Origin of the sequence: Streptomyces sp. NPDC088707, assembly GCF_044752725.1 — a bacterium.
Taxonomy (GTDB): domain Bacteria; phylum Actinomycetota; class Actinomycetes; order Streptomycetales; family Streptomycetaceae; genus Streptomyces.
Genome location: NZ_JBIVLV010000003.1, coordinates 24,833 through 44,004 on the forward strand (window position 1 = coordinate 24,833; position 19,172 = coordinate 44,004).

Sequence of the window (19,172 nt, forward strand, 5' to 3'; positions counted from 1 at the left end):
GTGAAGCCGTTTCCCCTCCGTACCGGCGTCCGCTGGAAGATCGCCGTGGCCATCGCGGCGGTCGGCGCGCTGATCGCGGTCACCCTGAGCATCGTCGTGCACAACGCCGCCCGGATCTCGATGCTCGACAACGCGCGCGAGGTGCAGATGGAGCGACTGCTCTTCGCGCAGCGGATGTACGAGACGTCGAAGCCGAAGGAACCGCGCTTCGGCACCAAGATCAACGACCCGTCGCTGCCCAGCCAGCTCGACCAGCTGATGCGGGACAAGCGGCGCGGCACGTTCGTGCAGGAGCACCGGCACGGCGGGCCGCCCGACGTGTGGGCCGCGGTGCCGCTCGCCAACGGCGACGTGCTCTCGCTGCACATCCCCTTCGCCGACCGCAGCGCGACGATCATGAACGATCTGGACCGTGCCCTCGTCATCGGCTCGGTCTCGGTGGTCTTCGGCGGCTGCGCCCTCGGCGTGCTCATCGGCGGCCAGCTCTCGCGGCGGCTGCGGAAGGCCGCCGTCGCGGCCGGCCGGGTCGCCCAGGGGAACACCGACGTCCGGGTCAGGGAGGCCGTCGGCGGGGTCGTACGGGACGAGACCGACGACCTGGCGTGGGCGGTCGACGCCCTCACCGACGCCCTCAACGAGCGGATCGAGGCCGAGCGGCGGGTCACCGCGGACATCGCGCACGAGCTGCGCACCCCGGTGACCGGGCTGCTCACGGCGGCCGAGCTGCTGCCGCCGGGACGTCCGACCGAGCTCGTACGGGACCGGGCGCAGGCAATGCGGACGCTGGTCGAGGACGTGCTGGAGGTGGCCCGGCTCGACAGCGCCTCGGAGCGGGCGGAGCTCCAGGAGATCGCGCTCGGGGAGTTCGTGGAGCGGCGGGTGCGGGCCCTCGATCCCGAGGTGGTCGTCCGGGTCGTCCACGACTCGTGGGTGAACACCGACCCGCGGCGCCTGGAGCGCGTCCTCGGCAACCTCCTGGCGAACGCCGCCAAGCACGGCAAGCCACCGGTGGAGGTCACCGTCGAGGGCCGTGTAGTGCGGGTCCGCGACCACGGTCCCGGTTTCCCCGAGGCGCTGCTCAAGGAGGGCCCGAGCCGCTTCCGTACGGGCACGAGCGACCGCGCGGGCCAGGGCCACGGCCTGGGCCTGACGATCGCGTCCGGCCAGGCGCGGGTCCTGGGCGCGCGGCTGACCTTCCGGAACGTGGCCTCCGAGGCGGCGCCGAACGGGGTGGGCGGGGCGATCGCGGTGCTGTGGCTGCCGGACCACGCGCCGACGAACACGGGCAGCTTCCCGATCCTGCGGCCGGCCGACTGAACATGCCTGCCGCCGCGGCGGTGGTACGGCGGTGGGGCCGGTCCTGAGTCAGGACCGGCCCCACCGCCGCACGCACGCACCTCTCAGGAGGTGGTCAGACCGTCTCGGCGACCTTCACCTTGTCGTCGCCCTCGGCGGCCTTCGCGGCCGGCGCGGGTCCGGCGCCGCGGAGCGCCACCTCCTTGACGAAGAAGGCGAGGACCAGGCCGAGGACGGAGACCGCGGAGGCGACCAGGAAAGCGCCGTGCGTGCCCGTCGAGACCGCGTGCTGGTAGGCCTCGCGGAGCGCCTCCGGCAGCTTCGCCAGGCTGGCCGCGTCGAGCTGGGCGGTCCGCTCGGTGAGGCCGGATCCGCCGCGCGCCGCCATCTCGTCCTGGACGCGGCTGGTGAAGAGCGCGCCCATGATCGCGACGCCGAAGGAGGAGCCGAGCGTCCGGAAGAGGGTGGTGGACGACGAGGCGACGCCCATGTCCTTCATCTCGACGCTGTTCTGGGCGACCAGCATGGTGATCTGCATCAGGAAGCCCATGCCGGCGCCGAGGACCGCCATGTAGACGCCGGAGATCAGCCGCGAGGTGTCGGTGTCCATCGTGGAGAGCAGGAAGAGACCGACGGTCATGAGCGCGCCGCCCACGATCGGGAAGATCTTGTACTTGCCGGTGCTGGTGGTGAAGCGGCCGACGACCAGCGAGATGACCATCATCGACAGCAGCATCGGCAGGAGCAGCAGGCCGGAGTTGGTCGCCGAGGCGCCCTGGACGGACTGCTGGAAGATCGGCAGGTAGAGGACCGCACCGAACATCACGAAACCGGTGATGAAGCCGATCAGGGACATCAGCGTGAAGTTGCGGCTGCGGAAGATGTGCAGCGGCATGATCGGGTCGCTCGCGCGGGTCTCCACCCGGAGGAAGGCGGCGAGCGAGAGCGCTCCGCCGACGGCGAGGCCGACGATGGTGGCCGAGCCCCAGGCGTACTCCGTACCGCCCCAGGTGGTGACCAGGACGATCGCGGTGATGCCGACGGTCAGCAGCGCGGCGCCGAGGAAGTCGATCCGGGTGCCCGTGGCGCGCTTCTTCTTCGGCAGGTGCAGGACGGTGGTGACCATGGCGAGGGCGACGGCGCCGAGCGGCAGGTTGATGTAGAAGGACCAGCGCCAGCCCCAGTGGTCGGTGATGGTGCCGCCGACCAGCGGTCCGCCGATCATGGCGAGCGCCATCACGCCGGCCATCATGCCCTGGTACTTGCCGCGCTCGCGGGGCGGGATGAGGTCGCCGATGATCGCCATCACGCCGACCATGAGGCCGCCCGCGCCGAGGCCCTGGACGGTGCGGAAGCCGATGAGCTGGCCCATGTCCTGGGCCATGCCGCTGAGCGCCGAACCGATCAGGAAGATCACGATCGAGGTGAGGAAGACGCCCTTGCGGCCGAACATGTCGCCGACCTTGCCCCACAGGGGGGTCGAGGCGGCGGTGGCCAGGGTGTAGGCGGTGACGACCCAGGAGAGGTGCTCCAGGCCGCCGAGCTCGCCGACGATGGTCGGCATCGCGGTGCCGATGATCATGTTGTCCAGCATCGCGAGGAGCATCGCGATCATCAGGGCGAGCAGGACGACGCGGACGCTGCGTGGCTGCGGTTCCGTCTCCCCCTGTGCCGGTGTCGCTGTGGCTTGCGTCGTCATCTTCTTCCCTTACTTGCCGCCCGGCTAGTTACTACACTGGGGACGGTAGACCCGTAACTTGCCGGTCGTCAAGTAAGTTCTTTGGAAAGTGGAGGGCAGTCATGGCCCGAGGCAACACCCGCCAGCGCATCCAGGACGTGGCCCTCGATCTCTTCGCCGAACAGGGCTACGAGAAGACGTCCCTGCGCGAGATCGCGGAACGCCTCGACGTCACGAAGGCGGCGCTGTACTACCACTTCAAGACCAAGGAAGACATCCTCGTCGGGATCTTCGAGGACCTGACCCGGCCCATGGACGACCTGATCGCCTGGGCCCAGGAGCAGCCCCGCACCCTGGAGACCCGCCAGGAGGTGCTGCGCCGCTACCAGGTCGCCCTGCGCGCCGCGGCCCCGCTCTTCCGCTTCATGCAGGAGAACCAGGCGACGGTCCGCGAGCTCAGCGTCGGCCTCACCTTCAAGGAGCGGATGCTCGCACTGACCGGCCTGATCCAGGAGCCGGACTTCGCGATGGTGGACCAGGTGCGCTGCGTCAGCGCGATCTTCACGCTGCACGCCGGCGCGTTCTTCATGCAGAACCTCGAAGGCGACCCCGAGGAGAAGCACAGGGCCACCCTCGAGGTCGCCCTCGATCTGCTCAATCAGGCCCACCGGGCCTCATGAGGTCTGTTCGTACGGCTCAGCCTGTCCGCACTGGTCAGTCTGCTCGTACGGCTCAGATGGAGACGCCGTGGGACCGCAGGAAGGCGGCCGGGTTCACGGCGGAGCCGTAGTTCGGGGTCGTACGGATCTCGAAGTGCAGGTGGGGGCCGGAGGAGTTGCCGGTGTTGCCCGAGAGGGCGATCTGCTGACCGACGAGGACCTTCTGGCCGATGTGCACCTTGATCTTCGACAGGTGGGCGTACTGCGAGTACGTGCCGTTGGCGTGCTTGACGACGATCGCGTTGCCGTACGCGGGGCCGTCGCCGCCGCCGTTCGGGCCGGCCTTCACGACGGTGCCGGTGCCCGCGGCCTTGACCGGGGTGCCGACCGGAACGGCGAAGTCCTGGCCGGAGTGCTTGTGGGCCCACATGGCGCCGCCCTGGTTGTAGCTGGCGCTCAGCGTGTACGCGGTGACCGGCTTGACCCAGGCCGCGGCCTTCTTGGCGGCGACCGGCTTCACGGTGACGGCCTTCTTGACGGCGGCGGCCTGCTTGACGGCCGTGGCCTTCGCGGCTGCGGCCTTCACCTGGGCGGCGACGTGCGCCTGGGCGTCGGCCTGGGCGGCGACGGCGGCGGACGCGGTGAGCGCGACCGGGGCGGTGACGGCCTTGCCCTCGGCGGCGAAGGCGGACCCAGCTCCGGTCACCATCGTCGCTCCCAGGCCGGCGGCGGCAAGAGCGACGACGGTGACACGGGCGGCGGGGTTCATGCGCTTCGACATACGGGGGAAACCTCCGGGAAGTACGGGACCCGACGCGAACGGTGCTCTGCGCCGGGCTTGCTCATCCTTGGTAACCCGGACCCCCATCCAGCCCAAAACACCCCATCTACGACATCAGGTCGTAGCGATCTCCGGGGAAGTTCCGCTCTTGACGACCCACGACGCCACCTTCGAAATCGGACATACCGGCACAAGAGAACCGGTTTATCCGCATGTCACAGGGAGCCGGAACCGCGCAAAACGCCGTCTGGCGTCCGGTTCGGGACCCCCAGGGACCAAAGTCCCGACGGTTCGGTCCTGAACGTCCCGAATCAGCACCAAAGGTCGCCACTATTCCGGTTAGTACCCCCCAAAACCCCTGTGCGCCTTGTCACCAGGCACCGCCCGCCAATGGGACCTGGGTCACGCAACCGAGCCGCCCTGAAGCCCGTCCCGCACTCCGCTGACGGCTTCGGGGACCACGGGGGGCCACGCGGGGAACCGGCACTCATCGGCACGCGCCCCGCCTCGGCCGCGACCGGCTCGATCCTGGCAAAACCGCTGGTCAGCCGGGGTCCGGAGGCGGGTCTCGCAGTCCGGTCGGAGAAGGTCCCGCACGGCCGGACCTACGCCACGGCCTGACGCCTCGCTGCGGCTTCCGTCGGCGAAGGTACTGGGCCTCCTTCCACGACGGCCCCAGCGCGCCGCTGGACACCGTCGTACGGGTCTTCCCTGGCCTGCGCCGGCCGGCCCTCATGGGTACCGCCGGCTCGGCCCACGGCCTCGCGCCACTGGCGTCCCTGCCGCAGCTCGATTCGGCCGTCGCCTGCGGCACCCTGCTCGCCGGCATCGAGCAGCGCGCCCCCACCGTCACGATCCACACCTGACCGGCACACGAAAGGGGCGGCCCCGGGACCGTTTCAGGTCCCGGGGCCGCCCCTTCAGTGCGCTACCGGCTCAGCGGAGCGTTACGCGTCCTTCGACAGGTTCGGGCCCGTGCCGCCCGTCGCCTCGATCGGCGGGGCGTCCGGCAGAGCCGTCTTCTCCTCGCCGCGGAAGGTGAAGGTGCGCTCGTCGCCCTCGCCCTCCGTGTCCACGACCACGATGTGACCGGGGCGCAGCTCACCGAAGAGGATCTTCTCCGAGAGCGAGTCCTCGATCTCGCGCTGGATCGTCCGGCGCAGCGGCCGGGCGCCCATCACGGGGTCGTAGCCCTTCTTGGCGAGCAGCTCCTTCGCGGACTGGGAGAGCTCGATGCCCATGTCCCGGTCCTTGAGGCGCTCGTCGACGCGGCCGATCATCAGGTCGACGATCTGGAGGATGTCATCCTGCGTCAGCTGCGGGAAGACGATGATGTCGTCCACACGGTTGAGGAACTCCGGGCGGAAGTGCTGCTTCAGCTCGTCGCTGACCTTGGCCTTCATCCGCTCGTAGTTGGACTTCGTGTCTCCCTGGGCGGCGAAGCCCAGGTTGAAGCCCTTCGAGATGTCCCTGGTCCCGAGGTTGGTGGTCATGATGATGACCGTGTTCTTGAAGTCCACGACCCGGCCCTGGGAGTCGGTCAGGCGACCGTCCTCCAGGATCTGGAGAAGGGAATTGAAGATATCGGGGTGGGCCTTCTCGACCTCGTCGAAGAGGACGACGGAGAACGGCTTGCGGCGCACCTTCTCGGTGAGCTGGCCGCCCTCTTCGTAGCCGACGTATCCGGGCGGCGAACCGAAGAGACGGGAAACCGTGTGCTTCTCGCTGAACTCCGACATGTCGAGGGAGATCATCGCGTCCTCGTCGCCGAAGAGGAATTCGGCGAGCGCCTTCGAAAGCTCGGTCTTACCGACACCGGACGGACCGGCGAAGATGAACGAGCCACCGGGGCGCTTCGGGTCCTTCAGACCGGCACGCGTACGGCGGATGGCCCGCGAGAGGCCGATGACGGCGTCCTTCTGCCCGATGACGCGCTTGTGGAGCTCGTCCTCCATGCGGAGCAGGCGGCTGGACTCCTCCTCGGTCAGCTTGAAGACCGGGATGCCCGTGGCGGTCGCGAGGACCTCGGCGATCAGATCGCCGTCGACCTCGGCCACGACGTCCATGTCGCCGGCCTTCCACTCCTTCTCGCGCTTGGCCTTCGCGGCGAGGAGCTGCTTCTCCTTGTCACGGAGCGAGGCGGCCTTCTCGAAGTCCTGCGAGTCGATCGCGGACTCCTTGTCGCGGCGGACGCCGGCGATCTTCTCGTCGAACTCGCGGAGGTCCGGCGGCGCGGTCATCCGGCGGATGCGCATCCGGGAGCCGGCCTCGTCGATCAGGTCGATCGCCTTGTCCGGGAGGAAGCGGTCCGAGATGTACCGGTCGGCCAGGGTCGCGGCCTGGACGAGGGCCTCGTCGGTGATGGAGACCCGGTGGTGGGCCTCGTACCGGTCGCGCAGACCCTTGAGGATCTCGATGGTGTGCGGCAGCGACGGCTCGGCGACCTGGATGGGCTGGAAGCGGCGCTCGAGGGCCGCGTCCTTCTCCAGGTACTTCCGGTACTCGTCCAGCGTGGTCGCACCGATGGTCTGGAGCTCACCGCGGGCCAGCATCGGCTTGAGGATGCTGGCGGCGTCGATCGCGCCCTCGGCGGCACCCGCACCCACGAGGGTGTGGAGCTCGTCGATGAACAGGATGATGTCGCCGCGGGTGCGGATCTCCTTGAGGACCTTCTTCAGGCGCTCCTCGAAGTCACCGCGGTAGCGGGAGCCGGCGACCAGCGCGCCGAGGTCGAGGGTGTAGAGGTGCTTGTCCTTGAGGGTCTCGGGCACCTCGCCCTTGACGATGGCCTGCGCCAGGCCCTCGACGACGGCGGTCTTGCCGACGCCGGGCTCGCCGATGAGGACCGGGTTGTTCTTGGTGCGGCGGGACAGCACCTGCATGACCCGCTCGATCTCCTTCTCGCGCCCGATGACCGGGTCGAGCTTGGATTCGCGGGCCGCCTGGGTGAGGTTGCGCCCGAACTGGTCGAGGACCAGGGACGTCGAGGGGGTGCCCTCGGCAGGACCGCCGGCCGTGGCGGCTTCCTTGCCCTGGTAGCCGGAGAGCAGCTGGATGACCTGCTGCCGCACCCGGTTGAGGTCGGCGCCCAGCTTCACGAGGACCTGGGCGGCGACGCCCTCGCCCTCGCGGATCAGGCCGAGCAGGATGTGCTCGGTGCCGATGTAGTTGTGGCCGAGCTGGAGGGCCTCACGGAGCGAGAGCTCCAGGACCTTCTTGGCGCGAGGGGTGAAGGGGATGTGCCCGGACGGGGCCTGCTGCCCCTGCCCGATGATCTCCTCCACCTGCTGGCGGACCGCCTCGAGCGAAATCCCGAGGCTCTCCAGGGCCTTAGCGGCGACACCCTCACCCTCGTGGATAAGGCCCAGAAGGATGTGCTCGGTGCCGATGTAGTTGTGGTTGAGCATCCGGGCTTCTTCCTGAGCCAGGACGACAACCCGCCGCGCGCGGTCGGTGAACCTCTCGAACATCGTTAATCGCTCCTCAGAGCGGTCAGTCAGTTAGGGGTCGATCCCCTCCCTGTCCTTCCGCAGCTTAGTCCCGCAAGCGGGGACCGCTCATTCCAACTGCCGACATCCGTCCGGATCACCCCCTCTTCCGCGGGGAGACCTGCTGCCGAACAGCCGACAAATGCTCCAACCCGATGGTGCGAGACGATGTTCCCGCAGGCCAAGTAGTTACCCGTGCCATCAGTACGCCGATGGCGAACGTGAGACGCCGAAGCCCGCGAGTCGCCCCTCTCCACTAGGAATGTCTTACCCGTAAGGACTGACAGTCCATGCGGCGCACCCCGGTTCCCTCCGCTACCAGCGAACACCCTTGCGCTGCCGAATGCACTCGTACGCCCCATCACGGACACCTTGCGCGTTCGGAGGGGGACCGTGCGTCACCGGGAACGCAGGGCCGGGCCGTCGTCGCGCCCTCTCGGGCGTAACCAACGCACCCCTCCGGGAGTTCCCCGGGCATGCCCCTCAGCGTCCCGCTTCCCCGTACGCCGATCGACGGCGGTCTCGCACGGTGGTACGAGCACGGGCTCGGCTGGGCGACCGTGCCCGGCCCGCCGGTGCAGCTGGTCACGGGACTGCGCTTCGACGTCCTGGAGCTGCCCGCGACGGCCGGCCACGGTGTACTGCGCAGGATGGGCCCGGCGACGGGTCCGGTGGCCCTGCTGGGGCGCCGCATGCGGCTGCTCGTGGCCGCGGGGAGCGCGGAGGAGCTGCCGGGACTGCTCGACTGGCTCGAATGGGGCGGGATCTCGCTGGACCTCGCCGCGCTGGGCACCGACGGCCGGATGACCGCGCCCCTTCCCCCGGGGCGGGGCGGATCCGGCGCGCCGGGCGCAGCCGTGTGGCTGCGGCCCCCGGCACCGGGCCGCGAGGTCGAGTCCTCGCTGCCGGCGCTGCGGTCCGCGCCGTGGGGCGAGGGGACCGCCCCGTGTCTGGTGCGCCTCGTGGCCGCCGCCGCGGCGGAGTGCCACCGGGTGCGGCTGCTGAGTGCCCGGGCCCGGGGGCCGGTGGCTCAGCAGCTGTCGCCTCAGCGGTTCGCGTCCTCGTAAGCAGCCTTGATGTCGGCGGGAACGCGACCGCGGTCGTTCACGTTCATGCCGTTCTCCTTGGCCCACGCGCGGATCTTCGCGGTGTCCTGGCTGCCCGTCGCCACGGCGCGGCCCTTGCCGCGTCCACCGGTGGTACGGCCACCGGTACGACGGCCACTCGTGGTGTACGGCTCGAGCAGGCCACGGAGCTTTTCCGCGTTGGCGGTGGTGAGGTCGATCTCGTAGGTCTTGCCGTCCAGCGCGAACGTCACGGTCTCGTCCGCCTCGACGCCGTCGAGGTCGTCGACAAGAAGGACCTGAACCTTCTGTGCCACCGGATTTCCTTTCATCGAAAATGCAGTACGCGGAAAGGAAACCGCTTTTCCCGGAAAAACACAAACCCCTGGCAGAGGTTCAGAACCCCGACCACGCGGGAAACGTGCGCGATTCGGACATAGGGTTCCGCCGGGGTTCCCCGCGGGGTTCCGTCCGGCGTTCCACGAGGTTCCGCGGCGTTCCGTGTCACAGGTGCAGAAGCATCCGGCTGTTGCCCAAGGTGTTCGGCTTCACTCGTTCGAGACCGAGGAACTCGGCGACTCCCTCGTCATAGGAACGGAGGAGCTCGCTGTAGACATCTCCGTCGACCGGGGTCTCACCGATCTCGACGAAGCCGTGCTTCGCGAAGAAGTCGACTTCGAAGGTCAGGCAGAATACCCGCCGCACGCCGAGCCATCGGGCCGTGTGCAACAACTTGTCCAGCACCTGATGTCCTACGCCGGCGCCCTTGAAGTCGGGATCGACGGCGAGAGTACGGACTTCCGCGAGGTCTTCCCACATCACATGGAGAGCGCCGCAGCCGACGACGGTGGCGTCCTCGTCGCGTTCCGCCACCCAGAACTCCTGGATGGACTCGTAAAGGGTGACGGTCGCCTTGTCGAGCAGGATCCCGCGCTGGACGAAGGGATCGACGAGACGGCGGACCGCGGCGACATCTCCGGTACGCGCCCTGCGTACGGTGACGGCTTTGGCGGAGGCCGCGGAGGCGGCCGGGGAAGCGGACGGCGACATGGGGGGACGCTATCGCCCCCGGGGCGCGGTTATCGCTCCTGGGCCCCGGTTCCCCCGGTCCCTCCGCCCGTCCCGGTTCCCTCTTCGGGCGCGGCGGGGGCGGAAGGGGGAAGCGGGTTGTCGCGCTGGACGATACGGATGGCGTCGTGCAGGGCCTCGCGCTGGTCCTGCGACATCATCCCGAAGAAGGCGACGAGGGCGGCGGCCGGGTTGTCGCTCTGGGCCCATCCCTCGTTCATCAGCGCGGCCGCGTATGCGGCGCGGGTGGAGACCGCCGTATATCGATAGGCGCGGCCTTCGACTTCTCTGCGGACCCAGCCCTTCTGATGGAGATTGTCCATGACGGTCATGACGGTGGTGTAGGCGATGGACCGTTCCTGCTGAAGGTCCTCGAGAACTTCCCGGACGGTCACCGGGCGGTTCCATTGCCAGACGCGCGTCATGACGGCGTCTTCGAGCTCTCCCAAACGACGGGGCACAACGTCACTTTAGTGCGCAAAGAGTCAATAACGGGCCATTGAGGGAAGGAAACGCAACAAAAAGGACGTACGACCTCGAAGGGTCGTACGTCCCGGGTACCGCGGTGGTCTGCGGTGGTGCGTGGTCCGCGGTGGTGCGTGGTCCGCGGTGGACCTCAGTCCCTGCCGCCGTTGTCCGACGGCTGGCGCACGGCCTCGGCGCGGGCGATCGCGGCGTCCACGATCGCGTCCTCCTTGGCCTTGTTCGGCCCGCCCTGGCTCTTGATGATGACGGCGACGACAGCGGCGAAGAAGACGGCCATCACGACGGGCGGCACGAGCGCGGATACGTAGTCCATGACGCCCAGACTAGCTATCCGGCGACCCGCTCCTCGGGCGGGGGCGGGGGTACCGGCCTCCGGCGTGGCGGGAAGACCTCGGACGGCTTGGGCACCGGACGCTCGGCCGGAGGCGGCGGCGTCGGCTTGGGGTCGCCGGCCGCGGCGCGCCCGCCGGGGAGGGCGAGCAGCCGGGCCCTGGGCGTGGAGGTGGCGGCCACGGGGGTGCTGGTGGCCTGGGAGACCCGGGCCAGGCGCGCCCGCACCGAGCGCTCGGCGAGGATCTGGCAGCGGGCGAGCAGCGCGGCGGCCGCGGGGTTGCGGCGCAGCGCGCGCAGGGCGGCGAGGTCGTCGGCCGCGGGGTCGTACCCGGCGGCGAGGGCGTCCTGGAGGAGCTCCAGATAGCCGCTGAGCGACCCGGGCAGCGCCTCGCGGTAGCGGGCCAGGTCGTCGAGGAGGAAGGCGCGCAGTCGGCCGGCCTCGCGTACGGCCTCGTCCACGGATTCGGCCAGGAGCAGCGCGTCCTGGACGTCCTCGTCCTGGAGGGGGGCGGGGTGGAGGGCGACGGCGAGGGCACGGCGGAGCACACGCAGCTCGTCCGCGCTGAACGCCATGCCGCCGCGGGATCCGTATGGCGTGGGCATGGGCCGACGATACGCGCTAATCGGACAATTTCCTCTTAGCGATCATTCCGGCGCGCCGACGACGACCGGGTCCCGGGTCCCGGGCCGGGAGCGTTGCGCGGGTCCCCAGGCGTGGCCGGGAGGCCGGGGGCTGGCACGGCCGGGAGGCCCGGGGCCAGGGGCTGGCACGGCCCGGGAGGCCGGGGGCCGGGCGGGGCCGGGGGCCGGCACGGCCCGGACACGGGGTGGGGCACGGCCAGGGCGGGGGTGCGGCCGGGGCACGGGGGCCGGCACGGCCCGGGAGGCCGGGAGCCGGGCGGGCCGGGGCCGGGCTCGGCCGGGGCTCGGGGCGCGGGTTGTCAGGCATGGCCGAGCGGGGGCCGGCACGGCCGGGCTCGGCCGGGGCTCGGGGCGCGGCCGGGAGGCCGGGGCGCGAGGTCCTGGGCAACGGCCTTGGGGCGCGGGAGCGGGGGTCGGACGAGGCCGGGGCCGGCACGGCCGCCCCCGGCGCTCACATGCGGGAGACGTTCCGCTCGTACACCAGGCGCAGGCCGATCAGGGTCAGCCAGGGCTCGTGCTCGTCGATCTCCTTGGAGTCGGCGAGGACCATCGGCGCCAGGCCGCCGGTCGCGATCACGGTCACGTCTGACGGGTCGCCGCCCGGGCCGACGAGCTCCCGCTTCATGCGGGCGACGACGCCGTCGACCTGGCCCGCGTACCCGTAGACGATGCCGGACTGCATCGCCTCGACCGTGTTCTTGCCGATGACGCTGCGCGGCCGGGCCAGCTCGATCTTGCGGAGCATGGCGCCCTTGACCCCGAGCGCCTCGACCGAGATCTCGATGCCCGGCGCGATCGCACCGCCGGCGTACTCGCCGCGCGTGGTGATCGCGTCGTACGTCGTCGCCGTGCCGAAGTCGACGACGATCGCCGGGCCGCCGTAGAGCTCGACGGCGGCGACCGCGTTGATCACGCGGTCCGCGCCGACCTCCTTGGGGTTGTCCGTGAGGACCGGCACGCCCGTCTTGACGCCGGGCTCCACCAGGACCGCCGGAACGTCCCCGTAGTACCGCCGCGTGACCTCGCGCAGCTCGTGCAGCACCGAGGGGACCGTCGCGCAGATGGCGATCCCCTCGATGCCGTCGCTCAGCTCGACGCCGAGCAGCGGGTGCATGCCCATGAGGCCCTGGAGCAGGACCGCCATCTCGTCGGCGGTGCGGCTCGGATCGGTGGAGATCCGCCAGTGCTCGACGATCTCGTCACCGTCGAAGAGACCGAGGACCGTGTGGGTGTTGCCGACGTCGATGGTGAGCAGCATCAGGCCCGCACCTCGCGCAGGTCGAGGCCGATGTCGAGGATCGGGGAGGAGTGGGTGAGGCCGCCGACCGCCAGGTAGTCCACGCCGGTCGCGGCGTACGCGGCCGCGTTCTCCAGGGTGAGCCGGCCCGAGGACTCCAGGACGGCACGGCCCGCGACGAGGGCGACGGCCTCCTCGGTCTCCGCCGGGGTGAAGTTGTCGAGCAGGATCAGGTCGGCTCCCGCGTCCAGGACCTCGCGGACCTGGTGCATCGTGTCGACCTCGACCTCGATGGGCAGCTCGGGGAACAGCTCGCGCACGGCCTTGAAGGCCTGGGCCACGCCGCCGGCCGCCACCACGTGGTTGTCCTTCACCAGGGCCGCGTCGGAGAGCGACATGCGGTGGTTGACGCCGCCGCCGCAGCGGACCGCGTACTTCTCCAGGGCGCGCAGCCCCGGCGTCGTCTTGCGGGTGTCGCGGACCTTGGCCTTCGTGCCCTCCAGGGCGTCCGCCCACGCGCGCGTGGCGGTGGCGATGCCGGAGAGGCGGCACAGGATGTTGAGCGCGCTGCGCTCGCCGGTGAGCAGGTCGCGGGTGCGGGCGGTGACGCTGAGGAGCACCTGCCCGGCCTCGACGCGCTCGCCGTCCTCGACGTGCCGCTCGACCTCGAACTCGTCGTCGCAGACGATCGAGAGCACGGCCTCGGCCACGCGCAGACCGGCCACGACACCGGCCTCGCGGACGGTGAAGTCGGCGGTGGCGACGGCGTCCTCGGGGACGGTCGCGACGGTCGTCACGTCGACGCCGCCGTCGAGGTCCTCGGCGATCGCGAGGTGGGCGATGTCCTCGACCTGTACGGGGTCGAGGCCGGCGTCCGCGAGCAGCTCGGCGAGCGCGGGGTCGAGCCCGCACTCGAACTCCTCGCCGCCGCCACCGCAGCCGCAGCCGTCGCCGCAGCCACCGGCCTCCTCGTCGGATGAGACCGAGTTGATCTGGATGAGAGGGACGTCCACGGGCTTCGGACGGGCTTCCTCGGGCGTGGTCACTTACGGCTCCCTGGGGGCTTCGGAGGTGGGGGGAAAGTCATGCGTGCCGGTCGCCCGGACGTCGAGGGTCCGCTCCGGGGTGAGGCGTACGACGAGGTGCCTGCGCCATTCCGTGTCGTCGCGGTCCGGGTGGTCCTCGCGCCAGTGGCAGCCGCGGGTCTCCTCGCGGCGGCGGGCGGCGGCGACCAGGACCCGGGAGACGCAGAGCAGGTTGGTGGTCTCCCAGGAGTCCACGCCCGGCTCGCCCGCCTTGGTGTCGTCGGTGCCGCCGGCGACGGCGTCGCTGTGCAGCGCGTCGAGGGCCTCGGCGGCCTCCCGCAGGCTGTCCTCGGAGCGCAGCACGCCCGCCCCGGCCGTCATGATCCGCTGGATGCGGGTCCGGGCGCCGGCCACGGGCAGCGGCAGGGTCACCGGGGTCGCGTGCGGCACCGGGGCGCCCGCCACGCGCGGGGCGGCGGCGATGACGTCGTCCGCGATCCGCTCGGCGAAGACGAGGCCCTCCAGGAGCGAGTTCGAGGCGAGCCGGTTGGCGCCGTGGACGCCCGTGCAGGCCACCTCACCGCAGGCGTACAGGCCCGGGACGGTCGTCCGGCCCCGCAGGTCGGTGCGGACGCCGCCGGAGGCGTAGTGGGCGGCCGGGGCGACCGGGACGGGCTCCGTGACCGGGTCGATGCCGTGCGAGCGGCAGGCCGCGAGGATCGTGGGGAAGCGCTCCTCCCACATCTCGGCGCCGAAGTGGCGGGCGTCGAGGTACATGTTCTCGGTGCCGTGCTCCTGCATGCGGCGCGTGATCGCCTTGGCGACGATGTCCCGGGGCGCCAGCTCGGCCAGCTCGTGCTGCCCGACCATGAAGCGCACGCCGTCGGCGTCGACCAGGTGGGCTCCCTCGCCCCGTACCGCCTCGGAGACCAGCGGCTGCTGGCCCTCGGAGCCGGCGCCGAGGAAGAGCACCGTGGGGTGGAACTGGACGAACTCCAGGTCGGAGACCTCGGCCCCGGCGCGGAGCGCGAGCGCGACGCCGTCGCCGGTGGAGACCGCCGGGTTGGTGGTGGCGGAGAAGACCTGCCCCATGCCGCCGGTGGCGAGGACCACCGCGGGGGCGTGGACGGCGCCGACGCCGTCGTGCTGGCCCTCGCCCATCACGTGCAGGGTCACGCCCGCCGTACGGCCCTGGGCGTCCGTCAGGAGGTCCAGGACGAGGGCGTGCTCGATGGTGCGCACGCCCCGGTCCCGTATCGCCTCGACCAGGGCGCGGGAGATCTCGGCGCCGGTCGCGTCCCCGCCCGCGTGCGCGATACGCCGGCGGTGGTGGCCGCCCTCGCGGGTCAGCGCGATCTCGCCGTCGGCGGTCTTGTCGAAGTCGGCGCCGGTCGCGATCAGCCGGCGGACGGCGTCGGGGCCCTCGGTGACGAGGACGTGGACGGCCCGCTCGTCGCAGAGCCCGGCGCCGGCGACCAGGGTGTCGTCGAGGTGCTGTTCGGGGGTGTCGCCCTCGCCGAGGGCGGCGGCGATGCCGCCCTGGGCCCAGCGCGTGGAGCCGTCGTCGAGCCGGGCCTTGGTGACGACGACCGTGCGGAGCCCGGCGGCGGTGCAGCGCAGGGCGGCGGTGAGGCCGGCGACGCCGGAGCCGACCACGACGACGTCGGCTTCGATGTCCCAGCCGGGGGCGGGGGCGTGCAGCCGTATTCCGGTCACTGGGTGGCTCCGAACGTGGTGGACATGGTGGCTCCGAGGAGGAGGGGGATGTTGTCGATCAGCCGCGTGGCGCCCACGCGCGCGGCGACGGCGAGGATCGCCTCCCCGTCGTGGTCGTCGGCGACCTCGGTGAAGTCGGCCGGGTCGACGAGGGCCAGGTAGTCGAGGACGAGCGGCGGCTCGGCCCTCGACGCGTCGTCGAGCACCGTACGGGCCGCGGCCCGTACGGCACCGGCGGCGCAGCCCTCGGCGGCCTGCGCGACGGCGTGGGCGTCGGCGGCGGCCCGTGCCTCGCCGAGCCGGGAGAGGGCGTCGGCGCGGTCCTGGGTGCCGGGCAGGGCCGCGGCACGCGCGCGCAGCGCCTCCTGGGCGGCGAGCCGGTCACGGGCGGCGAACAGCGCGCCGGACAGCGCGAGGGCCGTCCGGCGCTCGTCGGCCGAGAGGTAGCGGTTGCGGCTGGAGAGGGCGAGGCCGTCCGTCTCGCGGACCGTCGGCACGCCGACGATCTCGACCCGGAAGTTCAGGTCGCGGGCCATGCGGCGGATCAGGGCCAGCTGCTGGGCGTCCTTCTGCCCGAAGAAGGCCAGGTCGGGGGCGGTGAGGTGGAGCAGCTTGGCGACGACGGTGAGCATCCCGTCGAAGTGGCCGGGCCGGGAGGCGCCTTCGAGGAGCTCCCCCATGGGGCCCGCGGTGATCCGGACCTGCGGCTCCCCGCCCGGGTAGACCTCGTCGACGGAGGGTGCGAAGACGGCGCTCGCGCCCGCGTCGAAGGCCACCTCCAGGTCGGCTTCGAGGGTGCGGGGATAGCGGTCGAGGTCCTCGCCCGCGCCGAACTGGAGCGGGTTGACGAAGACGGTGACGACGACGAAGCCCTTGTCGCCGACACGCTCGCGCGCGGCCCTGACCAGGGAGGCGTGGCCTTCGTGGAGGGCGCCCATGGTCATGACCACGGCGGTGCCGCCGGGGGGCCCGAAGTGGGCCGCGGCGTCGTGGAGGTCCTCGACCGTGCGCAGGAGTTCGGCCGGCTGGTGGCGGACGGGCCGGCCGCTCGCGGCGCGGTCACGGGCGGACAGGCTCATCGGTCGTCTCCTTGCGGCCCGTCGGCCGCTCCGGCGGCTCCGGTGGTGCCGGTCGCGCCCGCCGAGGGGTCGGCGAGCACGCCCAGCAGGTCCTCGGCCAGCTCGGGCTTGAGCAGGCCGTGCGCGAGCGCGCGGTCGGCGGTCGTGCGGGCCATCGCCAGATAGCCGGCGACCGTGCCGGGCGCGTGCTTGCGCAGCTCGGCGACGTGGGCGGCGACCGTGCCGGCGTCCCCGCGCGCGACGGGGCCGGTGAGGGCCGCGTCACCGGACCGCAGCGCGTTGTCCAGGGCGGCGCCGAGGAGCGGGCCCAGCATCCGGTCGGGGGCGGCGACCCCGGCCTTGTGCAGCAGCTCCATCGACTGGGCCACCAGGGTGACCAGGTGGTTCGCGCCGAGCGCCAGGGCCGCGTGGTAGAGCGGGCGGGCGTCCTCGGCGATCCACTCGGGCTCGCCGCCCATCTCGATCACCAGGGCCTCGGCCGCCAGCCGCAGCTCCTCCGGCGCGGTGACCCCGAAGGAGCAGCCGGCCAGGCGCTGGACGTCGACGGGGGTGCCGGTGAAGGTCATCGCGGGGTGCAGGGCGAGCGGCAGGGCGCCCGCGCGCCGGACGGGGTCGAGGACCCGGGCCCCGTACCGCCCGGAGGTGTGCACGATCAGCTGTCCCGGCCGTACCGCTCCGGTGTCGGCGAGGCCCTCGACCAGACCGGGCAGCGCGTCGTCCGGCACGGTCAGCAGGACCAGGTCTGCGAGGGCGAGGACGCGCGCGGGCTCCACGACGGGGACGTCGGGCAGGAGCTCCGCGGCGCGGCGCCGGGAGGCGTCGGAGACCGCCGAGACGGCGACGGGGCGGTGTCCGGCGAGCCGGAGGGCGGCGGCGAGGGCGGGACCCACGCGGCCGGCGCCGACGACTCCGACGGTGAGCCGGGCGGGTCGGTCCTCGGCTCGGGGCTCTGGCGCTGCTGATGCGTTCACGGTGGGGGCGGCCTTCCGTTCCAGTCCTCGGCGGGTACCGGACGATTTCTGGTCATGCTACGCCAGCGTTTCGTGGTGCTCCGTGGCTGTCCACAGGGTGTGGGCGGTGGTGTGATGATCGGTGCATGAATCCTGTGGACCCTGTGGACGAGGAAGCGGCCCGGCTCTACCGGGCGAAGGTCTGGGGCGGCGCCGACCGCACCCTGTGGCGCACCCAGGTGGACGGCACGGTGGGCGCGCGGCTGCGTGAACTCGCCGACTGGACCGAGTCCTCCGGCCACGGCGAGGGGCCGCTCGACATCTACGGGGACGGGCTCGTCGAGGAGCTGGAACGGCGCGTCGCCGAGGAGCTCGGCCTCCCCGCCGCGGTCTTCTTCCCCACCGGCACGATGGCGCAGCAGGTGGCCCTGCGCTGCTGGGCCGGGCGGACCGGCAGTCCCGTCGTCGCCCTCCACCCGCTCGCCCACCCCGAGGTCCACGAGAGCGGGGCGTTCGGGGCCGTCTCCGGGCTCCGTACCGTCCACCCGACCGACGCGCCCCGGCTGCCGACGGCCGAGGAGGTACGGGACCACCCGGAGCCCTTCGGGACGCTGATGCTGGAGCTGCCGCTGCGGGACGCCGGCTTCGTGCTGCCGTCCTGGGAGGAGCTGACCGCGGTGGTGGAGGCGGCCCGCGAGCGCGACGCCGTGGTCCACTTCGACGGGGCGCGGCTCTGGGAGTGCACGACGCATTTCGGCCGCACGCTCGCGGAGATCGCCGGGCTCGCCGACAGCGTCTACCTCTCGTTCTACAAGTCGCTCGGCGGGCATTCCGGCGCCGTGCTCGCCGGACCCGAGGACGTCATGGCCGAGGCGAGGGTGTGGCGGCACCGGTACGGGGGCCAGGTCTTCCAGCAGTACCCGGCGGCCCTGTCCGCGCTCCGGGGCCTGGAGGAGGAGCTGCCCCGGCTGCCCTCGTACGTGGCCCACGCGCGCGTGGTGGCCGACGCGGTCCGTGAGGCGCTCGCGGAGGCGGACACCGGGTGGTTCCGGGTCCACCCCGAGACCCCGCACACCCACCAGTTCCAGGTCTGGCTGCCGTACGACGCCGAGCGTCTCACGGCGGCGTCCCTCGCCCAGACCGAGGCCACCGGCACGCTCCTCTTCCGCCGCTGGTTCACCCCGGGCGCGGGCGGCCCGCCCGCGCCCGGGGTCGCCGTGACGGAGCTGACCGTGGCGGGGCCGGGCCTGGAGTGGACGGCGGAGGACGTGAAGGCGGCGGTACGGGAGTTCCTGTCCCGGCTGGGCTGAGCGTGCGGGGGACCGCTCGGGTTCAGGGCGGGCGTACTTCGGGGCGTACGCGGGGGTTCAGGGGCGTGCGCGGGGGTTCCGGGCGGGCGGGCTTCGGGGCGTGCGCGGGGGTTCAGGGCGTGCGCGGGCGCAGCCGGCGTCGCAGGGCGGCCCGCAGACCGCCCCGCGCAGGCCGGCCCGCCAGGACCCGCTCGAAGCGGCGCCGGTCGCGGACCGACCGCAGGACGGCGACGTCGTGGGTGCCGGGCGCCGGCGGCGTCGGCTCACCGAGCCGGGCGGCGCGGTACGTGTCGAAGAGGTACTGATGCAGCGCGTTCATGCCCTCACCGTGGGCCCGGCCGCAGGTACCTGGCGCGCCGT

Annotated in this window: 19 protein-coding genes; 5 read left to right on the forward strand and 14 right to left on the reverse strand. The window is 72.0% G+C overall.

The genetic code is table 11. The features are described from left to right. Complete coding sequence (cseC, locus tag ACIP84_RS10845) at positions 1-1,317, forward strand: two-component system sensor histidine kinase CseC (RefSeq protein ID WP_355962760.1); 1,317 nt, start codon at positions 1-3, stop codon at positions 1,315-1,317. A gap of 94 nt (positions 1,318-1,411) precedes the next feature. On the opposite strand, the gene ACIP84_RS10850 is transcribed toward cseC, so the two are convergent. Then, positions 1,412-2,995, reverse strand: coding sequence for an MDR family MFS transporter (locus ACIP84_RS10850; protein ID WP_401797173.1), 1,584 nt, complete (start codon positions 2,993-2,995; stop codon positions 1,412-1,414). A 101-nt stretch (positions 2,996-3,096) separates the two neighbouring features. Here ACIP84_RS10850 and ACIP84_RS10855 point away from each other — a divergent pair, with 101 nt between their 5' ends. After that, complete coding sequence (locus tag ACIP84_RS10855; RefSeq protein ID WP_266966748.1) at positions 3,097-3,654, forward strand: TetR/AcrR family transcriptional regulator; 558 nt, start codon at positions 3,097-3,099, stop codon at positions 3,652-3,654. Positions 3,655-3,706: 52 nt separating this feature from the next. On the opposite strand, the gene ACIP84_RS10860 is transcribed toward ACIP84_RS10855, so the two are convergent. After that, positions 3,707-4,414, reverse strand: a complete 708-nt coding sequence (locus tag ACIP84_RS10860) for a M23 family metallopeptidase (protein ID WP_355962753.1) — start codon at positions 4,412-4,414, stop codon at positions 3,707-3,709. Between the two features lie 734 nt (positions 4,415-5,148). Between ACIP84_RS10860 and ACIP84_RS10865 the strand changes: the two genes are divergently transcribed. Beyond that, on the forward strand, positions 5,149-5,280 hold the full coding sequence (locus ACIP84_RS10865) for a hypothetical protein (protein WP_401797177.1): 132 nt from the start codon (positions 5,149-5,151) through the stop codon (positions 5,278-5,280). Between the two features lie 81 nt (positions 5,281-5,361). On the opposite strand, the gene ACIP84_RS10870 is transcribed toward ACIP84_RS10865, so the two are convergent. Then, positions 5,362-7,884: an ATP-dependent Clp protease ATP-binding subunit gene (locus tag ACIP84_RS10870; RefSeq protein WP_187621651.1), complete on the reverse strand. Its 2,523-nt coding sequence runs from the start codon at positions 7,882-7,884 to the stop codon at positions 5,362-5,364. 494 nt (positions 7,885-8,378) lie between these two features. Between ACIP84_RS10870 and ACIP84_RS10875 the strand changes: the two genes are divergently transcribed. Further along, entirely contained in the window at positions 8,379-8,969 is a 591-nt protein-coding gene (locus ACIP84_RS10875) for an SCO3374 family protein (protein WP_401797181.1), read from the forward strand. Here the strand turns inward: ACIP84_RS10875 and ACIP84_RS10880 are convergent. The 10 genes from ACIP84_RS10880 to ACIP84_RS10925 form a co-directional block, all read right to left on the reverse strand. Continuing rightward, complete coding sequence (locus ACIP84_RS10880) at positions 8,948-9,283, reverse strand: Lsr2 family protein (RefSeq protein WP_030324199.1); 336 nt, start codon at positions 9,281-9,283, stop codon at positions 8,948-8,950. The two genes, ACIP84_RS10875 and ACIP84_RS10880, sit on opposite strands and share 22 nt — an antisense overlap. Positions 9,284-9,470: 187 nt before the next feature. Further along, positions 9,471-10,016: an amino-acid N-acetyltransferase gene (locus tag ACIP84_RS10885; protein ID WP_355962746.1), complete on the reverse strand. Its 546-nt coding sequence runs from the start codon at positions 10,014-10,016 to the stop codon at positions 9,471-9,473. 29 nt (positions 10,017-10,045) lie between these two features. After that, positions 10,046-10,495: a BlaI/MecI/CopY family transcriptional regulator gene (locus tag ACIP84_RS10890; protein WP_401797185.1), complete on the reverse strand. Its 450-nt coding sequence runs from the start codon at positions 10,493-10,495 to the stop codon at positions 10,046-10,048. A 155-nt stretch (positions 10,496-10,650) separates the two neighbouring features. Further along, positions 10,651-10,833, reverse strand: a complete 183-nt coding sequence (locus ACIP84_RS10895; protein ID WP_355962743.1) for a hypothetical protein — start codon at positions 10,831-10,833, stop codon at positions 10,651-10,653. Positions 10,834-10,847: 14 nt separating this feature from the next. Beyond that, positions 10,848-11,426, reverse strand: coding sequence for a hypothetical protein (locus ACIP84_RS10900; protein WP_355962817.1), 579 nt, complete (start codon positions 11,424-11,426; stop codon positions 10,848-10,850). Positions 11,427-11,946: 520 nt separating this feature from the next. After that, positions 11,947-12,753, reverse strand: a complete 807-nt coding sequence (locus tag ACIP84_RS10905) for a type III pantothenate kinase (RefSeq protein ID WP_318210651.1) — start codon at positions 12,751-12,753, stop codon at positions 11,947-11,949. Continuing rightward, the gene (gene nadC, locus ACIP84_RS10910) at positions 12,753-13,778 is read right to left on the reverse strand and encodes a carboxylating nicotinate-nucleotide diphosphorylase (RefSeq protein ID WP_401797189.1); all 1,026 of its coding nucleotides are present in this window, start codon (positions 13,776-13,778) and stop codon (positions 12,753-12,755) included. The genes ACIP84_RS10905 and nadC overlap by 1 nt, the downstream gene beginning before the upstream one ends. Continuing rightward, positions 13,779-15,473, reverse strand: a complete 1,695-nt coding sequence (locus ACIP84_RS10915) for an L-aspartate oxidase (RefSeq protein WP_355962738.1) — start codon at positions 15,471-15,473, stop codon at positions 13,779-13,781. Next, positions 15,470-16,552: a pantoate--beta-alanine ligase gene (gene panC, locus ACIP84_RS10920; RefSeq protein WP_401797194.1), complete on the reverse strand. Its 1,083-nt coding sequence runs from the start codon at positions 16,550-16,552 to the stop codon at positions 15,470-15,472. The genes ACIP84_RS10915 and panC overlap by 4 nt, the downstream gene beginning before the upstream one ends. After that, positions 16,549-17,523 (reverse strand): Rossmann-like and DUF2520 domain-containing protein, encoded by a 975-nt coding sequence (locus ACIP84_RS10925; protein ID WP_037639500.1) that lies wholly within the window; start codon positions 17,521-17,523, stop codon positions 16,549-16,551. The genes panC and ACIP84_RS10925 overlap by 4 nt, the downstream gene beginning before the upstream one ends. 125 nt (positions 17,524-17,648) lie before the next feature. Between ACIP84_RS10925 and ACIP84_RS10930 the strand changes: the two genes are divergently transcribed. Then, complete coding sequence (locus ACIP84_RS10930; RefSeq protein WP_401797198.1) at positions 17,649-18,812, forward strand: threonine aldolase family protein; 1,164 nt, start codon at positions 17,649-17,651, stop codon at positions 18,810-18,812. Between the two features lie 112 nt (positions 18,813-18,924). Here the strand turns inward: ACIP84_RS10930 and ACIP84_RS10935 are convergent, their stop codons facing one another. Then, positions 18,925-19,131, reverse strand: a complete 207-nt coding sequence (locus ACIP84_RS10935) for a hypothetical protein (protein ID WP_355962729.1) — start codon at positions 19,129-19,131, stop codon at positions 18,925-18,927. Positions 19,132-19,172: the final 41 nt, after the last annotated feature.